Raw genomic sequence first — 19908 nt, forward strand, 5'->3', positions numbered from 1 at the left:
GGCAGGGCTGGCCGGGGCGCGGGTGGCCGGTTAGCGTCGGTCCATGGACCAGCCCACGCCCCCCGCCGCCAGCCCCGACGCCCCGTTCGATCCCTGGTCGGCGGCGTTCGTCGCCGACCCGTACCCCGCCTATGCCGAACTGCGCGCCACTGGCCGGGCGCACTGGTTCGAGCCGACCGGCCAGTGGCTCGTCCCGCACTACGCCGACGTTTCGGCCCTGCTGCGCGACCGGCGGCTGGGCCGGACATATCTGCACCGGTTCACGCACGAGGAGTTCGGCCGGACGCCGCCGCCCGCGGCGCACGAGCCGTTCGAGACGCTCAACGGGCAGGGGTTGCTGGACCTGGAGCCGCCCGACCACACGAGGATCCGCCGGCTCGTCTCCAAGGCGTTCACCCCGCGCACCGTCGAACAGCTCCTCCCGACCGTCCGGCGACTGGCCGCCGGACTCGTCGACGACTTCGTCGCGCAGGGCGGCGGCGACCTGCTGACGGCGGTCGCGGAGCCGCTGCCGGTCGCCGTGATCGCCGAGATGCTGGGCATCCCGGAGTCCGACCGTGCGCCGTTGCGGCCCTGGTCGGCAGCGATCTGCGGAATGTTCGAGCTCAACCCGTCCGAGGAGACGGCGCGCGCCGCCGTCCGCGCCTCCCTCGACTTCTCCGCGTATCTGCGCGAGCTCATCGCCGAACGGCGAGGGAACCCGGGTACGGATCTGATCTCCGCGCTCATCGCCGCTCATGACGAGGGCGAGCGGCTGACCGAGCAGGAGATGGTCTCCACGTGCGTGCTCCTGCTGAACGCGGGACACGAGGCGACCGTCAACACCACCGTGAACGGCTGGTGGACGCTGCTGCGCCACCCGGAACAGCTGGCCGCGCTGCGGGCGGACCATGGGCTGCTGCCCACCGCGGTAGAGGAGCTGATGCGGTACGACACCCCGTTGCAGATGTTCGAGCGCTGGGTGCTCGACGACATCGAGATCGGCGGCACGGTCATTCCGCGTGGCTCGGAGGTGGCCCTGCTCTTCGGTTCGGCCAACCGCGACCCGGCCCGCTTCACCGACCCGGACACACTGGACCTCTCCCGGCAGGAGAACCCGCACATCACCTTCGGTGCGGGCATCCACTTCTGCCTGGGGGCGCCGCTGGCCCGCGTGGAACTGGCCTCCTCCTTCGGCGAGTTGTTGCGCAAGGCGCCCGGCATGCGACTGGTGGCCGAACCGGAGTGGAACCCGGGCTATGTGATCAGGGGCGTGAAGGAACTGCGCGTCGAGCTCTGATGCGGAGAGGGCGGGGCGGCTTGCGGGCCGCCCCCCTTTCCTCTCCCGCTCCCTCGCCGTTTCCCCTCCCGGCCGGCGCCTCAGGTCAGCATGTCGCGCCGCCGCAGCGCCGCCAGGCCGCCGGTCACCAGGACCCCCGCGACGGTGGTGAGCAGCACCACCGGCCCCCACTCCATGCCCGCCGCCCCCGGAAGCTTCGGCAGGTGTGTGAACGGCGATATGTCCATCACCGGCTGTGGCAGATCCAGGGCAGGGCCGATCCAGCCCAGGGCCAGGCAGAGCCCCACCAGGCCCCAGCCCGCAGCGGCGGCCTTCGGCAGCGCCCCGTACAGCAGCACCGTCACCCCTCCCAGCAGCCAGATGGCGGGCAGCTGTACCAGCGAGGCGCCGAGCACGGCGGGGAGTTCGTGTCCGTAACCCACCGCAAGGCCGAGGCCGCCGACCGTCATGATCAGGGCCGCGCCGCCGAAGGCGATGAGCAGGTGGCCGGCCGCCCAGCCGATGCGGCCGATCCCGCCCGCGAGCACCGGTTCCGCGCGCCCGGCGGTCTCCTCGCCGTGCAGCCGCAGCACCGAGGAGGCGATGTACAGCGCCGCCACCGTGCCGAGCACGGAGACCATCGAGGCGAGGAACGCGTCGGTCAGACCGGACTGTCCGCCCATCCGCTCGAAGATCTCCTTGGTCTTCTCGTTGTCCCCGACGAGATCGGCCGCGCCGCCGGTCAGCCCGCCGAAGACGACGCCGACCGCGGCGAACGACAGCGTCCATCCAAGGAGCGCACCGCGCTGGAGGCGCACCGCGAGGCCGAAGGCGGTGGAGATCCGGCCCCGGGCGGGCCCCGGCCGCGTCGCCAGGAAGCTCATGCCGACATCGCGGCGCCCGGTCAGCACGTACGCCGCGGCGCACTGGACGACCACGGCGCCGGCGATCACGAGCAGCACCCACCACCGCTCGTCCGCGTACGGCCGGACGTTCTCCGCCCAGCCGAGGGGGGAGAGCCAGGTCAAGACGGACGAGCCGTCGTCCGCCGCGGAGTCGCCCGCCGCCTTCAGGACGAACGCGGCGCCGATCACCGCCGCCGTCAGCCCCTTCGCGAGGCGCGCGCTCTCGGTGAACTGCGCGGCGATCGCGGCGCTGCAGGCGAACAGCGCACCGACCCCGGCGACGGCCGACGCGAGCGCCACCGCCCCGGACCCGCCCGCACCCGATCCGGCCATCCCCGCCACGATCACCAGGCCCAGTGCGACGTTGGCGATCAGTGCGGCGAGGAGGGCCGCGGTGAGCGGGGCCCTGCGTCCCACCATGGCGGAGGAGAGCATCTCCTGACGGCCGGTCTCCTCTTCCTCCCGGGTGTGGCGGACGACGACGACCAGGCTCATCACCGCGGCCAAGGCGGCGCCGAAGGCGATCATGCGCCAGCTGACGAGGCCGCCCACGGAGTCGCCGAACACGGGCCCGTACATCGCCCTCACCGAGCTGTTGCCGTTCATCGACGCGGCGAGCTCGGCCCGCTGCGGGGCTGTGGCGTAGAGCGAGGCGATGGACTGTCCGACGGAGGAGAACGACCCGCCGAGCACGATCACCCAGACCGGCATGATGATCCGGTCGCGCCGCAGGGCGAGCCTCAACAGGTCCCAGGTGCCCGCGAGCTGCCTGGTCCCGGCCCGGCTCCCCGCGCGGGCCGTGGCGGTCATGGTCACGGCAGTCATCGCGCCGCCACCCCCGCGCCCCGCTCCGCTTCCTGCTCCGCGCCCGTCGTGTAGTGCCGCAGGAAGAGTTCTTCCAGCGTGGGCGGCGCACTGGTCAGTGACCGGACCCCGGAGGCGGAGAGCGACTTCAGGACGGCGTCCAGCTTGTCCGTGTCGACCTGGAGCGAGACCTGCCGGCCCCGTATGTCGAGGTCGTGGACCCCGGGCAGCTGCGCCAGGCCGGCGGGGGCGGCCACCAGCTCGGCGCTGATGTTCGTACGCGTCAGGTGGCGCATACCGGCAAGCGAACCGGTCTCCACCGTCCGGCCCTGCCGGATGATGCTGACCCGGTCGCAGAGCGACTCGACCTCGCTGAGGATGTGGCTGGAGAGCAGGACAGTCCGCCCGCGGTCGCGCTCCTCGGCGACGCAGCTCTGGAAGACCTCCTCCATCAGCGGGTCCAGCCCGCTGGTCGGCTCGTCCAGGATCAGCAGGTCGACATCGGAGGCGAACGCGGCGACCAGGGCCACTTTCTGGCGGTTGCCCTTCGAGTACGTCCGCCCCTTCTTGGTCGGGTCGAGCTCGAACCGGTCGACGAGGTCGGCGCGCCTGGCGTCGTCGAGACCGCCGCGCAGCCGCCCGTACAGATCGATCACCTCACCGCCGGAGAGGTTGCGCCACAGGGTGACGTCGCCCGGCACGTACGCCACGCGCCGGTGCAGCTCGACCGCATCGCGCCAGGGGTCGCGGCCGAGGAGCTGGGCGGCGCCGGAATCGGCCCGCAACAGGCCCAGCAGGACCCGGATGGTGGTGGACTTCCCCGATCCGTTCGGCCCGAGGAAGCCGTGGACCTCACCGGACTCGACGGTGAGGTCGAGCCCGTCCAGTGCGTGCGTCCGGCCGAACGACTTGTGCAGTCCAGCCACGGTGATTGCCTTCGTCATGATTCTGAACGTACGCTACTTTCACAAACTTGTGAAGTTAAGGAAGTGTATAAACTCGGACGAGTGACAGGAGCGGGAGCGGGGATCCATGCCGCGGATCCGCGGCGGGGATGCACGCCTGGGATGCACGGAGGACGAGGGGCCGATGAGCAGCGAATCCGCAGAGGGCGCGGCCGAAGGGCAAGGCGCACGCGAAGGGCAGGGTGTGGTGCAGGCGCGCAAGGGGAGAGAAGGGCGTGCGGCGCGAGAGGAGCGCGAGGTACGCGAGGCGCGTGAGGAGAGAGAAGCACGGGACGCGGAGGCGGTCTCGCGGTTCGTCGAGCGGTTCGCGTCCGAGATGACCGAAGCGGGAATGCAACGGATGGCGTCCCGCGTCTTCGCCGCGCTCCTCGCCGACGACGACGCCTCCATGACCTCGGCCGAGCTCGCCCTCGCCCTGCAGATCAGCCCCGCCGCCGTGTCCGGCGCGATCAACTACCTCACGCAGGTCAGCATGGTGGGCCGTGAGCGCGACCCGGGCTCGCGCCGCGACCGCTACCGGCTGCACAACGAGATCTGGTACACCACCTTCGCGAGCCGTGACCGGGTACTCACCCGCTGGGAGCAGACCCTCAGGGAGGGCGCGCGCACGCTGGGGGAGCACACGCCGGCGGGCGCCCGGATCGCCGAGACGGCGGCATTCTTCGAGTTCATGCAGTCGGAGCTGGGCGCCATGATGGACCGCTGGGAGGCCCACAGGAAGACCCTCGACCTTCCGGCGGCCGAGGGCCCGCGAGGCGCCTGACGACGGCGGAACGGGCCGCCCTGCGGCCGGGAGGGGCTGCCTGCGGTCGGGAAGGGCCGCCCGCCCCGGACCCGGCCCCCGCCCCGGACCCGGCCGTCCCCGCTACCCCGCTACCCCGCTACCCTCCACCGTCACCGTCACCGTCACCGGCAGCATCAGCCCCCAGGCGCCCGCCCGCACCGTCCATGTCCGGGTCCGCACCGGTCCGCCGACCTGTATGTCCGCCCGGTAGCGGAAGTCCGCGCCGGAGACCGTGACGGCCTTGGCCTCCGTGGTCACCGGGGCGCCGTCCGGCGCGTGGATCGTCACCTCGGCGAGGCCGCCGTCGCCGCAGCCGGAGGTCACCGTCACCGATTCGACCGGGCGGCCCAGATCGTTCAGCACGACGCCGTCCGCCTCGACGCGCAGCCGGTGCGTGGCCGGAGCGGCGGGCGAATCCGGGGGCGCGGGGCGCACCAGGGTGCGGACCAGGGAGCGGCAGGTGTCCCAGACCGCGGTGACGCCCGTATGGGCCGACCGCGTGCCCGGGGCGCCGCTCAGGGGCGGGATGCGCAGCGCGCCCAGGACGACGCCGTCACTGTCGTCGACCAGCAGGTCCAGCCGGCGCACCGCCCCGTCCAGCGCCGTGCGCGCCGCCGCCACCGCGCCCTTCGGCACGCCGAGCGAATGCGCGAGTTCCAGCGCTGCCGCAGTCCCCACCGGGACGAGGGCAAGGGCGCTCATGGCTGGTTCTCGCTCCCGGTGGAGCAGGGCCACCGCACGCCGCAGCGCCCGGTCGTCGCCTATCACCACCAGCCTTCGGGTACCCCGGCGGGAGAGGGCCCGGGCGAACTCCTCGGGCCTGTCCGGGAGACAGATCTTGACGTGCGAACCTGCGCTCAACACGTCCTTTGCGATCCGGACGGACTCGCCGTCCGTCCGGCGGGCGACCGGATCGATCACCACCAGCAGATGGGGCGCACCGTTACCGGGGGGCTGGGCAGCCGACACCTCGGTCCTTCCTCGGGTAGCATCTTGGTGCAAGAGCCCCTTGCGCTATTGCGCCAGGGGCTTCGTCTATTCCGGGGCACCCGGTTCGACGGTTCAGGCCTTGTCGTACAACGTCGTACGGCATGTACGGCGTTTACGTACGCCCCCTGACCTTGGACATGCCCCGCCCGGAAGGGGTGTACGCCTGTGCCCGCACTTGTGCTGCTCGGTGCTCAGTGGGGTGACGAGGGCAAGGGAAAGGCCACCGACCTCCTCGGTGGATCCGTGGACTATGTGGTGCGCTACCAAGGCGGCAACAATGCCGGCCACACGGTGGTCGTCGGTGACCAGAAGTACGCACTTCATCTCCTCCCCTCCGGAATCCTTTCACCGGGGTGTACCCCGGTCATCGGTAACGGTGTCGTCGTCGACCCGGCGGTCCTGCTCTCCGAGCTGAGTGGGCTGAACGACCGCGGCGTGGACACGTCCAAGCTGCTGATCAGCGGTAACGCTCATTTGATCACCCCGTACAACGTCACGGTCGACAAGGTGACGGAACGCTTCCTCGGCAAGCGCAAGATCGGTACGACCGGGCGCGGCATCGGCCCGACGTACGCCGACAAGATCAACCGGGTCGGCATCCGCGTCCAGGACCTCTACGACGAGTCGATCCTCGTGCAGAAGGTCGAGGCGGCCCTGGAGCAGAAGAACCAGCTTCTGGCCAAGGTCTTCAACCGGCGCGCCATCGAGGCCGACAAGGTCGTCGAGGACATGCTCCAGTACGCGGAGCAGATCAGGCCCTACGTCGCCGACACGACGCTGATCCTGAACAACGCCATCGACGAGGGCAAGGTCGTCCTCTTCGAGGGCGGTCAGGGCACGCTGCTCGACGTCGACCACGGCACGTACCCCTTCGTCACCTCGTCGAACCCGACCGCGGGCGGCGCCTGCACCGGTTCCGGCGTGGGACCGACGAAGATCAGCCGGGTCATCGGCATCCTCAAGGCCTATACGACGCGCGTCGGCGCCGGTCCGTTCCCCACGGAACTGCTCGACGAGGACGGCGAGGCGCTGCGCAGGATCGGTGGCGAGCGCGGTGTCACCACCGGCCGTGACCGCCGCTGCGGCTGGTTCGACGCCCCGATCGCGCGGTACGCGACCCGGGTCAACGGCCTGACCGACTTCTTCCTCACCAAGCTCGACGTGCTGACCGGCTGGGAGCAGATCCCGGTGTGCGTGGCGTACGAGATCGACGGCAAGCGCGTCGAGGAGCTCCCGTACAACCAGACCGACTTCCACCACGCGAAGCCGATCTACGAGATGCTGCCGGGCTGGTCCGAGGACATCACGAAGGCGAAGACCTTCGGAGACCTGCCGAAGAACGCGCAGGCGTACGTGAAGGCGCTGGAGGAGATGTCCGGCGCCCCGATCTCCGCGATCGGTGTCGGCCCCGGCCGTACCGAGACCATCGAGATCAACTCGTTCCTGTAGTCACAAGGGAGCGGAAGGAGGGCCGGGGCGGCGCAATCGTCCCGGCCCTCCCGCGTACCTGCCCTCAGGCTTCTCGCGTATGCGCCCTCGGGCCCCCGCGTATCCGCCCTCATCCCCTCACACAACCGCCCTCGGACCTCGCCGCAGATCCGCCCTCAGCCCTCTCACGTATCCGCCCTCAGTCCTCGCCGCAGATCCGCAGACCCTCCGGTGTCGCGCACGGCAGGTGGCCGTGGGTGCGGATGACGTCCTGGCCGCTGCCCCGGCTGAGGTAGGAGAGAAAGCTGGAGGCCAGCGAGTCGGCGGGCGGGCTGCCGTACGTGTACGCGTACTCGATCTCCCGGTACGGGTAGCTGCCGGTGCCGATCGTGTCGACGGACGGGGCGGCGCCGTCGATGGCGACTTGGTGCGCCCCGGCCGGTTTGGTGCCCGTGCGCAGTTCGCTGTAGCCGATCGCGCCGTCGAGCCGGCCGACCTCGGCCAGGACCTGGTCGGTGGAGTCGAGTTCGCAGCGGATGACCGGGGCCCGGGGGTCGTCCTTCGTGGTGCAGTCGCGGGAGGACTGGGCGGGTTCGTTGCGGCCCAGGACCCGGCGCTGGAACACCTCGCGGGTGCCGGAGTTGGCGTCCCGGCTGACGAGGAGGACGGGCAGGTCGGGGCCGCCGAGCTGCTTCCAGTTGCGGATGTCGCCCCGGTAGACGCCGCGGATGGTGTCACGGGTGAGGTTCTTCAGTGGGACCTTGTCGTTGACGACCAGGCGGAAGAGCGAGACGGCGACGCGGTTCTCGCGCAGTTGCGGGAAGCCGCTCGGCTTCGGTCCGTCGGAGAGGGCCACGAGGGCGGGCGAGCCGGACTTCCCGGCCCGGGCTCCCCGTTCGGCCAGTTCTCTGATTCCGGCGGTGCTGCCGTGCGGGTCCACGGTGATCGTGGCGCCCTCGCAGGCCTTTCCGTACTTCTCCGCCAGTTCCCGCAGGACCGGTTCGAAGGCGGTGGAGCCGGTCACGGTCAGCTCGCCGCGGGCGCAGCCGATCGGGGGCGGGGTGTCGTCCCGGACCAGGATGATGGAGGCAAGCGTGATCACGCAGACGGTCAGGGCCACGGTGATGAACCGGGCGGCCCGGCCGAACAGCGGGGGCTTCTCGTCCGGGCGGGCTGCGGTGTTCGGCCGTACCTCGCCGTCCCGGATGCCGCCGGTGATGCGGATGGGGCTGCCCACGTGTGAACCGGTGAGCAGGACCAGGAGTTTGAAGTGCTCGCCCCGGTTGAGCGGGACACGCGGCAGGCGGATCAGCGACCCGCTGCCGCGGAGCCCCCCGGACGGGCTGAAGTGGTCCATGAGGTGGTCGGCGCCCGGGGAGTGGGTGACGGCGATGCCGCGTACCCGGCGTTCGGTGAACTCGACCACCAGTCCGTGGAGTTGTCCGTCCGGTCCGGTGTAGTCGCCGCGGTCGACGGACTGCGAGCCGTCGTTCTCGATGCGGAGCAGGACGAGAGTGGCGTCCGCCATGTCCGGGGTCTCGTCGAAGAGGCCGAGCCGCACGTTGGCCCGCGCCTGGCTGACGTCGCTGCCGATCGGCGTGTCCATCTGTACGCGGTAGCCGATGCGCTTGCGGCGGGGCACGCGTCGTTCGTACCAGAGCACGCCCACGGAGGCGAGAACGCCCAGCACTGCGGTGAGTACGGCCACGATGTTCTCGGCGCTGAACCACTCCACGGCCCGTTCCCCCTCGGCTGCCGGACGTCTGTACGAGTGCGGGTCACCGTATGCAGCAGGGCGTGCGGGTGGTGGCGAGTACCGGTTTCCGTCGCCAGGTGTTCGCCCGCCGTTCGGGCAGCGGGCGATTGGTCTGGACCTTGACAGGTCCAGACCAATCGGGGTTGGGTGTCGGGATGCCCGACGGCATGCCGGAGCCTGTTCGGGGTGCCCTGCCGAAGGAGTGAGCAGCGCTGAACCGCATCAAGAGTGTTCTGACCGTACTGAGCGCCGTCATCGCGACGGCGGCCTTTCTCCCAGCCACTGCGGGAGCCGCCGCTGCGAGTGCCGCCACCGCGAACGCCGTACCCGCCACCTCGGCCGCGTGCGCACCTCTCTGGAACTCCTCGACCGCCTACGCGGCCGGCGGCACCGTCGCGCATCACGGCCGCAACTGGACGGCGAAGTGGTGGACGCGGAACGAGAACCCGGGCGCCACCACCGTCTGGTCCGACCGCGGCGCCTGTGCGGGCGGGGTCTCCGACTTCGTCATCAGTGAGGCGGAGTTCGACGAGATCTTCCCGGACCGCGACCCCTTCTACACGTACCAGGGCCTGATCGACGCCCTGCACGCCTACCCGCGCTTCGCGAACACCGGAACCGAGGCGACCAGGAGCCGGGAGGCCGCGGCGTTCCTGACGCACGCCGACTTCGAGTCGGTCGGCCTGCAGTACGTGAAGGAGATCAACGAGGCCAACTACTGGATCAAGTGCGACTACAGCCAGTCGTTCGGCTGCCCGGCCGGGCAGTCCGCGTACTACGGGCGCGGCCCGATCATGTTCAGCTGGAACTTCAACTACAAGGCGGCGGGCGACGCGCTCGACCTCGATCTGCTGAACAACCCGTGGCTGGTGGAGCAGGATCCCTCGGTCGCCTGGCAGACCGCGCTCTGGTACTGGAACACCCAGAACGGCCCCGGGACCATGACCTCCCACGACGCCATGGTCGGCGGCGCGGGCTTCGGCGAGACGATCCGGTCGCTCAACGGGTCCCTGGAGTGCGACGGGGGCAACCCCGCATCGGTGCGGGCTCGGGTCGCGAAGTATGAGCGGATCACCGGAATCATCGGCACGAACCCCGGCGCGCGCCTTACCTGTTGATGAGAGCGCCGTCGCGGGACCGAACGACCGGGCGGTCCGTGTCCCGCATGCTGGACGGGTCCGAAGGTTTTTTTGTCCTCGGACCCGTCGTCGGGACCCGTGTCGTTCTGGACGGACTCCTTCCGGATCAGGCCTGTTGAGGAGCCCTTCCTGAACCGGACTGCTGGTACCGGGCGTTGAGGGGGCGGCATCGGGCGGGACTCCTCGTGTTGGTCTAGACCTTGACAGGTTCAGACCAGCAGCGCTTGAGTGGCGGCACCCCCCATGGCGGCGCGCCGACGAGCTCGGTGCGCCGCGCCGAAGGAGTGCTCACATGATCAGACGCATCATGGGCCTGCTCGCCGCGCTGGGCGCGGTCGTCGCGACGCTCGTCATCCTCCCCGCCACCACCGCCTCGGCGGCCGAGTGCGCGGCTGCCTGGAACTCCTCCTCCGTCTACACGGGCGGCGGCGCCGCCTCGTACAACGGGCACAACTGGACCGCCAAGTGGTGGACCCAGAACGAGACCCCCGGCAGTTCCGACGTCTGGGCCGACCAGGGCAGCTGCGGAGGCGGCGGTACGGACCCCGGTGACCCGGGCTCGTCCGACGGGTTCGTCGTCAGCGAGGCGCAGTTCAACCAGATGTTCCCGGGCCGCAATTCCTTCTACACCTACAGCGGTCTGACCGCCGCCCTGAGCGCCTACCCGGGCTTTTCCAACACCGGCAGCGACACGGTGAAGAAGCAGGAGGCCGCGGCCTTCCTCGCCAACGTCAGTCATGAGACGGGCGGCCTGGTGTACGTGGTCGAGCAGAACACGGCCAACTACCCGCACTACTGCGACACCAGCCAGTCCTACGGCTGTCCCGCGGGCCAGGCCGCGTACTACGGCCGCGGGCCGATCCAGCTCAGCTGGAACTTCAACTACAAGGCAGCCGGTGACGCGCTCGGCATCAACCTGCTGGCCAACCCCTACCTGGTCGAGCAGGATGCGTCCGTGGCCTGGAAGACCGGCCTCTGGTACTGGAACACCCAGAACGGCCCCGGCACCATGACGGCCCACAACGCCATGGTGAACGGCGCCGGATTCGGCGAGACGATCCGCTCCATCAACGGTTCCCTGGAGTGCAACGGCGGCAACCCCGCCCAGGTCCAGAGCCGGATCGACAAGTACCAGGCCTTCGTGCAGATCCTCGGAACGACGGCCGGATCGAACCTCAGCTGCTGACGGCTGAACTCCCTTGGAACGGGGGGTGTGTCAGGCCGGACGGCCCGGCGCGCCCCCCGTCGCCGTCATCCAGCGTCGGCGAGGTCCAGGGACCGGAACGCCAGCCACAGGTCGTAGCGGGCGCTGGGCGTCCGCAGCAGCGAGCGCTGGAGTACGGTCTCCAGCCGGCTCAGCCGCTTGCGCACCCCGGGCACGGAGATGCCCAGTGCCAGGGCGCACGGCCCTAGTTGGGCCTCGCACGCCAGCCAGGTGCGGAGCGTGGTGTACGGGTCCGCGGTGCTGCCGGCAGCCCCCGGGTCGCCGAGCGGCCGCAGCTGCTGCATCGCCCAGGAACGGACCGCCGGTACGCGCAGGATCTCGTCCGGCGAGCGCACGGGCTCCGACGGAGTACGTCCCGGCCGGGCGGGCCGGGGCAGAGCGGGCGTGGCGCGGATGCGCAGGGCCAGGTCGATCGCGGACTGGTCGGCGACCTTGTGCAGGTCCAGCTCCAGCAGCTCCCCGATCAGCCGCAGTCGCGCTGCCAGGGTGTTGCGGTGGATCTTCAGGTGGTCGGTCGCGTGCGAGGAGAACGCGAGCCAGGAGGTGAGCGTCGCCGCGAGCTCCTGGCTGCCCGGGTCCTGGCCGCGCCGCGGCAGATGGGCGAGCAGCGGGGCCAGCAGCGCGTCCGCCCACCGGGCGCCCTCGGCACCTGCCACCAGGGCGAGTTCGGGAGCGGAGCCGAAGCGGGCGTGTCGCTCCGGAAGCCCGCGGGCCACGGCGAGCGCGTGGAACGCCTGGCGGTACGCGGTCGCCGTGTCGGTCAGCGTCACGTCCTCGCTGATGCCGACGAAGCAGTCGTCCACCACCGAGGCGACCTGCGATCCGAGACGCCCGTCCGCCTGCCCGGGTTTCGCGGGCACGATGAGGATCAGGTGGCTTGCGTACACGGGGCACCGCACGATCCAGGACCGCCCCCCGGACAGGTCCGCGCAGATGCGGGCCACCTCGTCCCGGTCACGGCCCGAGCACTCGACGACGCAGACCCGGACCGGGTCCGGCAGGCTGGGCTTCAGGGCGCCCGCGACCTGGTGCGCGATCGACAGCTGGCCGGTCATCAGCAGATGCAGCACCGCTTCCCGGCCGCGGGACTCCGCCAGGTCGACGCGACGGCGCTTGCGTTCGACGGTCTCGGCCGCCCAGCACAGGGCCAGCGGAAGGGTCGCGTCGGCAAGGAGTGTGGACAGCCCGTCGGGCAGCGGACGTCGGCCGACCACGGCGAGCACCGGCGCGGGAACGTCCGGCGGCACGTCCAGGGAGTACAACAGCGCGGTGTGCGTGCCCTTGTCGAAGGAGAAGGAGCGGGCGCCCAGCGCGGTCAGCTCCCTGGCGCACTCGGTCGCGAGGGCGGCCGATCCGACGCCCGTGGAATCGGGGACCCGGGCGACGCCGTGCAGAACGGTGCCGTCGCCACCGAGCAGCCCCGCCCAGCCTTCCGCACGCCCCGACACCCAGCGCAGCAGTTCCTGTGTGCCGCCCGACCGGGCCAGGCCGTGCATCCGTATGACGTCGTCCGCCCGCATCCGCGCGTGCACTTTGCCGCCGCCCCCGTCCTCTGCTCGCCGGTCCCTGGCCTCTGGCGTCCAGCCTCTGGTCCCAGACCTCTGGTCCCTGGGCCCGCCAAAAACCGGAGTGCAGCGTACCGGTTCGGCTGTGCGAACTGATACCTCTGCCCGACCACACCGTGCGAACTGAATCTTTCCCTCTCCTGCCCCGCAACCTAGAGTCCGAACGCGGTTGCGGGCCTTTCGGGGGAGAGGCGCGGGGGACGACGGCATCGGCTCACGGGGGTGGCCGCTGTCGTCGGCCGCAGCCGCCTCTGCGCCGCGTTGTCAGTGGTGCCCCTTAGCGTCGGAGACCGGAGACGGTCGGCGCGCGAGGAAGAGGTCACCACCATGGAGTTCCGGATCGAACGCGGCGAACTCGCGGACGCGGTGGCCTGGGCGGCCCGGGTGCTGCCGACGAGGTCGCCCGTTCCCGTGCTGGGCGGTCTCCTGCTGGAGGCGGCCGACGGCAGGCTCTGCATCTCCGGCCTCGACTACGAGGCGTCCGCCCGCATCGAGGTGCCGGCCGAGACCGCACGGGCAGGCAAGGTGCTGGTCATGGGCCGCCGGCTGCTGGATGTGTGCCGGGTGCTGCCCGAGGGGGCGGTGGAGTGCGCGGTCGAGGGGTCCCGCTTCACCGTGACGGGCAGCGGTGCGGGGTTCGGTCTGGCGGTGCTGCCGCTCGACGACTATCCGGCTCTGCCGCCGCTGCCCGAGGTACTCGGGGCGGTGGACGGCCATGAGTTCGCGGATGCCGTCGCCGATGTGTCGGTGGCCGCGGGCCGGGACGACACCCTGCCGACGCTCACCGGGATCCGGCTGGGGCTCGACGGGGACCGGATGACCCTGGCGGCCACGGACCGGTACCGCTTCGCGGTCCGCAGGCTGGCGTGGAAGCCCGCGGCGGCGGACGTCTCGGCCGATGTCATCGTCCCGTCGCGCCGACTCTCCGAGATCGCCCGCTCCTTCGGCCGGACGGGCACGGTCAGCCTCGCGCTGGACAGGGGTTCTGCCGGGTTCGAGCTGGACGGGATGCGGACGACGGTCCGGCTCCTGGACGGCCGACTCCCGCGCCACGACAAGTTGTTCATGCTGTCCGACCCGGTCACGGCGGTGACCGGACGCGAAGCCCTGGTCGAGGCCGTGAAGCGGGTCTCGGTGGTGGCGGACGGAGACAGCCCGCTCCAACTCGCCTTCAGCGCCGACTCGGTGCTTCTCCAGGCCGGATACGAGGACGACGTGGCATCCCAGCGGCTGCCTGCCGAGCTGGCGGGGACCCATGAGCTGGCGGTCGCGTTCAACCCCTCGTACCTGATGGACGCGCTGTCCTCGTTCGACACCCCGGTCGTCCGGTTCCAGCTGATGGGCCCCGGTCAGCGCGCCATGGTCACCGGGCATGCGGACCGGGAGGAGGCGGCGGGCACGGCGGAGCCGTCCCACCAGCACCTGCTCATGTCGGTCAAGCCGCTGATGTAGGGCGCTTCCGTCGAGGTTCCGCGTGGGTTCCGTTCGGGGCCCGCTTGGGTTCCGTTCGGAGTTCCGTTCGGAGTTCCGCCCGGCTTCCGCCCGGCTTCCGTCCGGCGAACGGACACGGCTGCGGGGCCGGGCTGCTTGCGCCCGGCCCCGCAGCCGTCCGGCATATCTGCCCGGTCACTTGGTGAAGTAGAAGTACTTCCAGGCGCCGTGGGTGGTCGAGTTCACGTTGTCGCCCGACGTGTTGTTCACGTACGAGGCGCGGACACGCATGCGGTAGCCCGTCTCATGCGTACCGGTCAGCGTCACGGCCGTGCCCTTGGGGCCGAGCTGGAAGTACTGCGAGCCCGCCGCGTACCACTTGCCCCCGTAGTAGAGCTCCAGCGAGAGCAGGAGCTTGCGGTTCTTGAAGTACGTCATCTTCGTGGTGAAGACCGGGTTGGTCTTCTTGTGGAAGTACGCGTACGAAGCGGAGCCGATCTTGACCGTCTTGTACTGCTTGGAGACGGTGGTCGAGACCGCCACCTTGGCGTACGCCGTGGACGTGACCGTCTTGGGCGCGTAGCGGGCGTCGCCCTTGAAGACGGCGGTGACGGTGGTGTCCCGGGTCATGTCGACCGTGGTGGACAGATTGCCCTTGGAGTTGACCTTGCCGGTCTTCACCAGCTTCTTGGGCTTGTCCGTGCCGAACGGGTCCACCCACAGCTCGACGGTGCGGTTCTTGTACGTCGTGCCGAGGTGCGCGGTGAACGACACATCGGTGCCGTACGCGTACAGCGCCTTGTTGCGGTTCAGGGTCAGCGAGGTGGCCGCGCGGGAGACGGCGACCTTGTCGCTGCCCGACCCCGGGGAGTGGGTGGCGTCACCCGCGTACGACACCTTGTACGTGACCGTGCCGCCGGCGGGCGGGGTGTCGGTGAAGGAGAACGTGCCGTTCGACTTCAGGACCACCGCGGGCAGGGCCTTGCCCTTGGGCGACTCGATGTCGGTACGCGTCACCGTGGCCTTGGCGCCAGCGGTGAACGCCGCGTTCGACGTCGCCTTGCCGGTGACCGTGAGCTTCTTGGCGCGCGTCGCCTTCGCCGGGGCGGTGACCGTGACCGTGGTCACGGACCTGGAGGGGTCGGTGAGCACCCGCAGCGAGCGGACACCGAGGCTGTTCACGGTGACGGCGAACAGCCGGCTGGTGTCCGGTGCCCAGGCCAGTCCGGCCGGATCCAGGGTGTCCGAACCGCTGGAGTTCCCGGTGTTGGGGAAGTCGTACGTCCGGACCGGCTTGGCGGTGACGCCCTGCTTGTACACGTAGACATCCGGCTCGTACCAGCCGTCGATGCCGGCGGCGACCGTCCCGTCCGGGGCGATGTCGACGGCGTTGGGGTACGCGTCGGAGGGGTACGAGATGTCGGGCGTGAGGTCCGAGGTCCGGTAGGCCTGGTGGTTGTACGGAGAGCCGCTGGCCACCACGACCTGCGTGCCGTCCGGGCTCAGCGCGAGATCGCGCAGATTGGCCCCGGTGGACGTGTACGCGGTGCGCGTGGCCGTACCGGACGCCACGTCGTACGTGGCCAGCTCCGTCGGGCTCTGGCTCTCGACACCGGCCGCCAGCACGCCGGGTGCGCCGGGGGTGGAGGCCAGGGTCGGCGCCAGGTACCAGGTGCCGGCCGTCTCCTGGTCCAGGTTCACGACCGGCTCGGCGCCGGTCAGGTCGAGCGAACCGATGTGGCCGGCGCCGGTCGGGCCGTACCCGAACCAGAGCTTGCCGCCCGCGAGCGCCGGGTACTTCGGGAACGTGCCGCTGCCGGTGTCGTACCGGGCGGATTCCGTGAGCGCCGCCGTGTCGATCGTGACGATGGCGTCGGCGCCCGCCACGGCGGCGAAGAGCGTGCCGGAGTCGGCGGACAGGTCGAGGCCGGTCACCCCGGGAAGCGACGGGATCGTCGCGACGAGCGCACCGTTGTAGTCGGTGACGAGGACCTTGCCGCCGGTCGGGTCGCTGATGAAGACGCGCTTGTGCACGCCGTCGGTGACGATGTCGCCGACGGACGCGGCAGGAAGAATCTTGCTGGAGTCGGCGGCGGCCGGGTTCGCCGCACCCCCGACCAGCACTACTGAGCTGAAGAGGACCGCGAGCGAGGTCGCGGTGGAGATTCTTCGAGTGCGCATGATGATGACGTCAACCCCCACGGTGAATGTGGGCCGCGTGGCACCCGGAGATGTGAACGGGGTACGGCCCAGGGTCGAAGGGTATGGCATGACCTTCACAGCGCGTGCACATATTCGGTGCCGGCGGCACACATGTATCCGGGTTGTCCGGCTCAGCCGGACTTCGTGTACGTGAGCTTCTCGCCGGAGTCCGTGTTCACCCGGCTCAGGGTGCCGTCCGGGAGCAGGGTGAGGGTGGTGGGGCTGCCCGGGGTGCAGGACGTCATCGGTTCGCCCTGCGTCACCGTGGACGGGCCGACGCTGACCGGTCCGCCGTCGGACGGTCGGGCTGCCAGGTCCGCCTCGAAGACGCAGGTGTAGGTGCCTCCGTTGTCCAGCGGTCCCTCCGCGGTGAGGGTCAGGACGGCCTCGCCCACCGCCCCCTGCTGGATGACCAGTTCGCGGGTGGAGTGGCCGGTGACGTTGTCGATGCTGCCGGCCCAGGTGCCCAGATATCCCTCCGGTACGTCTCCCTCGTCGTCGTCGCCCTGCCCGTCGTCGCCGTTCTGCCCGTCGTCGCCGGCCGACGGGTTCTGCGGGTCGTCGGGGGAGGGCGAGTCGGAGGAACCGCCTGACGGAGATGGGTCGGTGGGGGAGGCGGTGGTGGTCGCGTCGCGGTCGCTCATGAACGCGTAGACGGACCCGCCAGCCCCGATGGCGACGAGCACGGCGATGGCGACGAGGGCGACAGTCGAGCCTGCGCTCCGGCGTGCGGGCGCGGGTACGGGCGGCTGGATGCCGGTCGGGTGGGGCGGGCCGTACGGGGGCGTGGGGCCGAAGCGCGGCTGCTGCGGATAGCCGTACGCGTAGCCCTGGTTGGGGTTCTGCTGGTGCGGATATCCGTACCCCTGGCCCGGGTGCGGCTGGGCGGGCAGCTGCGGGTAGCCGTACGGGGGCGAGGGCGTCCCGGACGGTGGCGGTGTGGTGGGCGGTGCGGCGGGCGTGGGACTTCCGATCATGGTGGGGAGCCCCTGGACGCTGCCGGGCGCGGGTGGTGTCGGTGGTGCCGGTGTCGTGGCTTCCGCCGGTGCCGGGCCGACGGGGGGCTGGGGTGTGTTCCCGGGCAGCGAGGTGTCAGTGGGGGCGGCGTCCGCCGGGGCCGCGTTCGTCGGTACCGCGTTCGCAGGGGAGGTATCCGCCGGTACCGCGTTCGCCGGGACCGTGCCCGTCGGGTCTTCCGAGTCCAGCAACCCCACCGCATGACGGCCGAGTTGGGCGATGAGCGCGCCCGGCAGCCAGGGTTCCGCGGTGTCGCCCTCGTCCAGCCGCTCCAGGATCTCGTCCGTGGACGGACGGGCTTCGGGGTCCTTGCGGAGGCAGTCCTGGACCAGTTCCACGAGGTCGACCGGCACCCCGGTCAGGTCCGGGTCCTCCTGCGCGATCCGGAACAGCAGTGCGTGCACCCCGCTGGCCGCCGCACCGAACGGAAGCCGCCCGGTCGATGCGTACGCCAGCACCGACCCCAGGCAGAACACGTCGCACGCCATGGTCACGCGCTCGCCGCGCACCTGCTCGGGCGACATGAAGCCGGGCGAGCCGACCAGGGCGCCGGTGCGGGTGAGGCCGCCGTCGGTGAGGGTGTCGAGGGCCCGGGCTATGCCGAAGTCGATGACGCGCGGGCCGTCGATCGTCAGCAGGATGTTGGACGGCTTGAGGTCGCGGTGGATGAGCCCCGCGGAGTGGATGGCCCGGAGGGCGTGGGCGAGGCCGGTGCCCAGGATGTGAACGGAGCGGTCGGGCAGCGGGCCGTACGCCCCCGGGGCCGGGCCCGCCGAGGTGCTCGCGCGCCCCGAGACGGTGGCCTGGAGGGAGGGGCCGGCGACGTATCCGGTGGCGACCCACGGAACGGCGGCCTCGGTGTCGGCGTCCAGTACGGGGGCGGTCCAGGTGGAGCCGACCCGGCGGGCGGCCTGCACCTCCTTCCGGAACCGGTCGCGGAACTCCTGCTGTTCGGCGAGTTCCTCGCGGACCAGCTTGAGCGCGACCACGCGTCCGCGGTCCGAGCGGGCCAGGTACACCTGGCCCATGCCGCCTGCGCCGAGCCGGCCCAGCAGGCGGTAGGCGCCGATGCGTTGCGGATCGGTGGCCCCGAGCTTCTCCATGGTGTGCAGTCCTCCCCCGTACGGCGACACACCGGACGGGTCGAGAATAGCGGCGCGGGTGTGCGGTGGCGGGGTCGCGGTGCCGGTCCGTGCTCGGGCCGTTCCCTCAACCGCCGGAAGGGCCGGGGGAGTCGGACGGGCCGGGGGTGTCGGGACCGGCCAGCGTCCGCATGACCCGGGTCAGGCGCTCCAGGACCCGTACCGTCTCCGTGAAGCCCTCGTCCCCCAGCTCCTGCGCGAGGCGCGCCGCGAACTCCGCGTGGCCCGGGTTGATCCGGGACATCGCGGTGCGGCCCTCCTGCGTCGGGCGGAGCAGCTTCGCGCGGCGGTGGGCCGGGTTGGGGAGGTACTCCGCGAGACCCTTGCCCACCAGCAGGTCGGCGATGCGCTGCACGGCCTGCCGGGTGATGCCCATCGACCGGGCGATTCCGGAGACCGGCAGCGGCTCGGTGATCACCGCGCCGAGCACCTGCCACCACGCGGCGGTCAGTCCGGCCGGAGCGGCCAGCTTCTCCGCCACGGAGAGGAACCGGCCGTTGAGGTGGAAGACGCCGAGTGCGGTCCGGCTCAGCCGGTCCTGGTCCGCGTCGCTCGGCCGGTTCCGGTCCGCGTCGCTCAGCCGGTCCTGGTCCGCGTCGCTCATCCCTGCAGCACCTCGTACGCGCTGGAGTCCGAATCGTGGAAGAGCCGGAACCAGGCGTCGAGCTTCTTCTCGTCGTACACCCCGAGGCGGGCGAAGACCTCGCGGGCGAACGCGACCGGTTCGGTGGGTCCTGCCGTGATCAGGTCGCCGTCGGTGACGGCATCGGCGTCGGTGTAGTGCGCGCCGCCCGCGTAACCGGTGGCCGCCAGATAGAAGGAGACCGCGCTCGTGTGCGCCCGCTCGTCGAGCAGCCCCTCGCGGGCCAGCCCCGCCGTCGCCCCGCAGATCGCGGCGACCGGCACGCCCGCGTCCAGGAAGGCGCGTGCGGTACGGGCGAAGGGGGCGAGCGCGTCGCCGGAGTCCCACAGCGAGGCGCCCGGCAGGATCAGCAGTGCGCTGTCCTCGGGGCGCAGCTCCGCGAGCGCGAGATCGGGGCGCACGCTCAGCCCGCCCATGCTGGTGACGGGAGCGGTGGTGGGGCCGACGGTCCGGACGGTGAAGCCGTTCTGGGCGAGGTGGGCGGTCGTGTGCCCGGTCTCCCAGTCGGCGTAGGTGTCGTACACGGCCAGGTGTGCGGTCCTCGTCCTGCGGGTCATGACGGCCTCCTCGGCGGGAAGAACACTTATGACAACATGCTGTCGCATCGACAATATGTTGTCAATGACTTCGGGGTTTGCGACGGACCCGACACCC

At 71.0% G+C, this 19908-nt stretch carries 15 protein-coding genes; 6 read left to right on the forward strand and 9 right to left on the reverse strand.

The features are described from left to right. The first annotated feature begins 43 nt into the window (after positions 1–43). Positions 44–1279, forward strand: a complete 1236-nt coding sequence (locus ACIOEW_RS16115) for a cytochrome P450 (RefSeq protein WP_401964332.1) — start codon at positions 44–46, stop codon at positions 1277–1279. 80 nt (positions 1280–1359) lie between these two features. On the opposite strand, the gene ACIOEW_RS16120 is transcribed toward ACIOEW_RS16115, so the two are convergent. After that, complete coding sequence (locus tag ACIOEW_RS16120; RefSeq protein WP_401964333.1) at positions 1360–2988, reverse strand: ABC transporter permease; 1629 nt, start codon at positions 2986–2988, stop codon at positions 1360–1362. Then, a complete protein-coding gene (locus ACIOEW_RS16125; RefSeq protein ID WP_362539270.1) occupies positions 2985–3911 on the reverse strand; it encodes an ABC transporter ATP-binding protein in 927 nt (308 codons plus the stop codon). The genes ACIOEW_RS16120 and ACIOEW_RS16125 overlap by 4 nt, the downstream gene beginning before the upstream one ends. Before the next feature lie 145 nt (positions 3912–4056). Between ACIOEW_RS16125 and ACIOEW_RS16130 the strand changes: the two genes are divergently transcribed. Next, positions 4057–4695, forward strand: a complete 639-nt coding sequence (locus tag ACIOEW_RS16130; RefSeq protein ID WP_401964334.1) for a GbsR/MarR family transcriptional regulator — start codon at positions 4057–4059, stop codon at positions 4693–4695. A 102-nt stretch (positions 4696–4797) separates the two neighbouring features. Here the strand turns inward: ACIOEW_RS16130 and ACIOEW_RS16135 are convergent, their stop codons facing one another. Next, entirely contained in the window at positions 4798–5685 is an 888-nt protein-coding gene (locus tag ACIOEW_RS16135) for a diacylglycerol kinase family protein (RefSeq protein WP_401964335.1), read from the reverse strand. Positions 5686–5871: 186 nt separating this feature from the next. Here ACIOEW_RS16135 and ACIOEW_RS16140 point away from each other — a divergent pair, with 186 nt between their 5' ends. Continuing rightward, positions 5872–7155 (forward strand): adenylosuccinate synthase, encoded by a 1284-nt coding sequence (locus ACIOEW_RS16140; protein ID WP_362539265.1) that lies wholly within the window; start codon positions 5872–5874, stop codon positions 7153–7155. 178 nt (positions 7156–7333) lie between these two features. On the opposite strand, the gene ACIOEW_RS16145 is transcribed toward ACIOEW_RS16140, so the two are convergent. Then, the gene (locus ACIOEW_RS16145) at positions 7334–8869 is read right to left on the reverse strand and encodes a substrate-binding domain-containing protein (protein WP_401964336.1); all 1536 of its coding nucleotides are present in this window, start codon (positions 8867–8869) and stop codon (positions 7334–7336) included. 233 nt (positions 8870–9102) lie between these two features. Between ACIOEW_RS16145 and ACIOEW_RS16150 the strand changes: the two genes are divergently transcribed. Together ACIOEW_RS16150 and ACIOEW_RS16155 are read left to right on the forward strand one after the other, a co-directional pair. Beyond that, positions 9103–10008 carry a glycoside hydrolase family 19 protein gene (locus tag ACIOEW_RS16150; RefSeq protein ID WP_401964462.1) on the forward strand — a complete coding sequence of 302 codons (906 nt, stop codon included), beginning with the start codon at positions 9103–9105 and terminating at the stop codon, positions 10006–10008. 313 nt (positions 10009–10321) lie between these two features. After that, complete coding sequence (locus ACIOEW_RS16155) at positions 10322–11215, forward strand: glycoside hydrolase family 19 protein (RefSeq protein WP_362539259.1); 894 nt, start codon at positions 10322–10324, stop codon at positions 11213–11215. 65 nt (positions 11216–11280) lie between these two features. Here ACIOEW_RS16155 and ACIOEW_RS16160 read toward each other — a convergent pair whose 3' ends face one another. Next, positions 11281–12750, reverse strand: a complete 1470-nt coding sequence (locus ACIOEW_RS16160; RefSeq protein ID WP_401964463.1) for a helix-turn-helix domain-containing protein — start codon at positions 12748–12750, stop codon at positions 11281–11283. Positions 12751–13146: 396 nt separating this feature from the next. Between ACIOEW_RS16160 and dnaN the strand changes: the two genes are divergently transcribed. Further along, a complete protein-coding gene (gene dnaN, locus ACIOEW_RS16165; protein WP_401964337.1) occupies positions 13147–14271 on the forward strand; it encodes a DNA polymerase III subunit beta in 1125 nt (374 codons plus the stop codon). 174 nt (positions 14272–14445) lie between these two features. On the opposite strand, the gene ACIOEW_RS16170 is transcribed toward dnaN, so the two are convergent. The 4 genes from ACIOEW_RS16170 to ACIOEW_RS16185 all read right to left on the reverse strand — a co-directional run bounded on the left by ACIOEW_RS16170 (position 14446) and on the right by ACIOEW_RS16185 (position 19811). Beyond that, on the reverse strand, positions 14446–16431 hold the full coding sequence (locus ACIOEW_RS16170; protein ID WP_401964338.1) for an Ig-like domain repeat protein: 1986 nt from the start codon (positions 16429–16431) through the stop codon (positions 14446–14448). Positions 16432–16583: 152 nt separating this feature from the next. Next, entirely contained in the window at positions 16584–18572 is a 1989-nt protein-coding gene (locus tag ACIOEW_RS16175; RefSeq protein ID WP_401964339.1) for a serine/threonine-protein kinase, read from the reverse strand. A 106-nt stretch (positions 18573–18678) separates the two neighbouring features. Next, positions 18679–19215: a MarR family transcriptional regulator gene (locus ACIOEW_RS16180; protein ID WP_362539249.1), complete on the reverse strand. Its 537-nt coding sequence runs from the start codon at positions 19213–19215 to the stop codon at positions 18679–18681. Continuing rightward, positions 19212–19811, reverse strand: coding sequence for a type 1 glutamine amidotransferase family protein (locus ACIOEW_RS16185; RefSeq protein WP_401964340.1), 600 nt, complete (start codon positions 19809–19811; stop codon positions 19212–19214). The genes ACIOEW_RS16180 and ACIOEW_RS16185 overlap by 4 nt, the downstream gene beginning before the upstream one ends. Positions 19812–19908: the final 97 nt, after the last annotated feature.

Origin of the sequence: Streptomyces sp. NPDC087901 (assembly GCF_044742205.1) — a bacterium.
GTDB lineage: Bacteria > Actinomycetota > Actinomycetes > Streptomycetales > Streptomycetaceae > Streptomyces.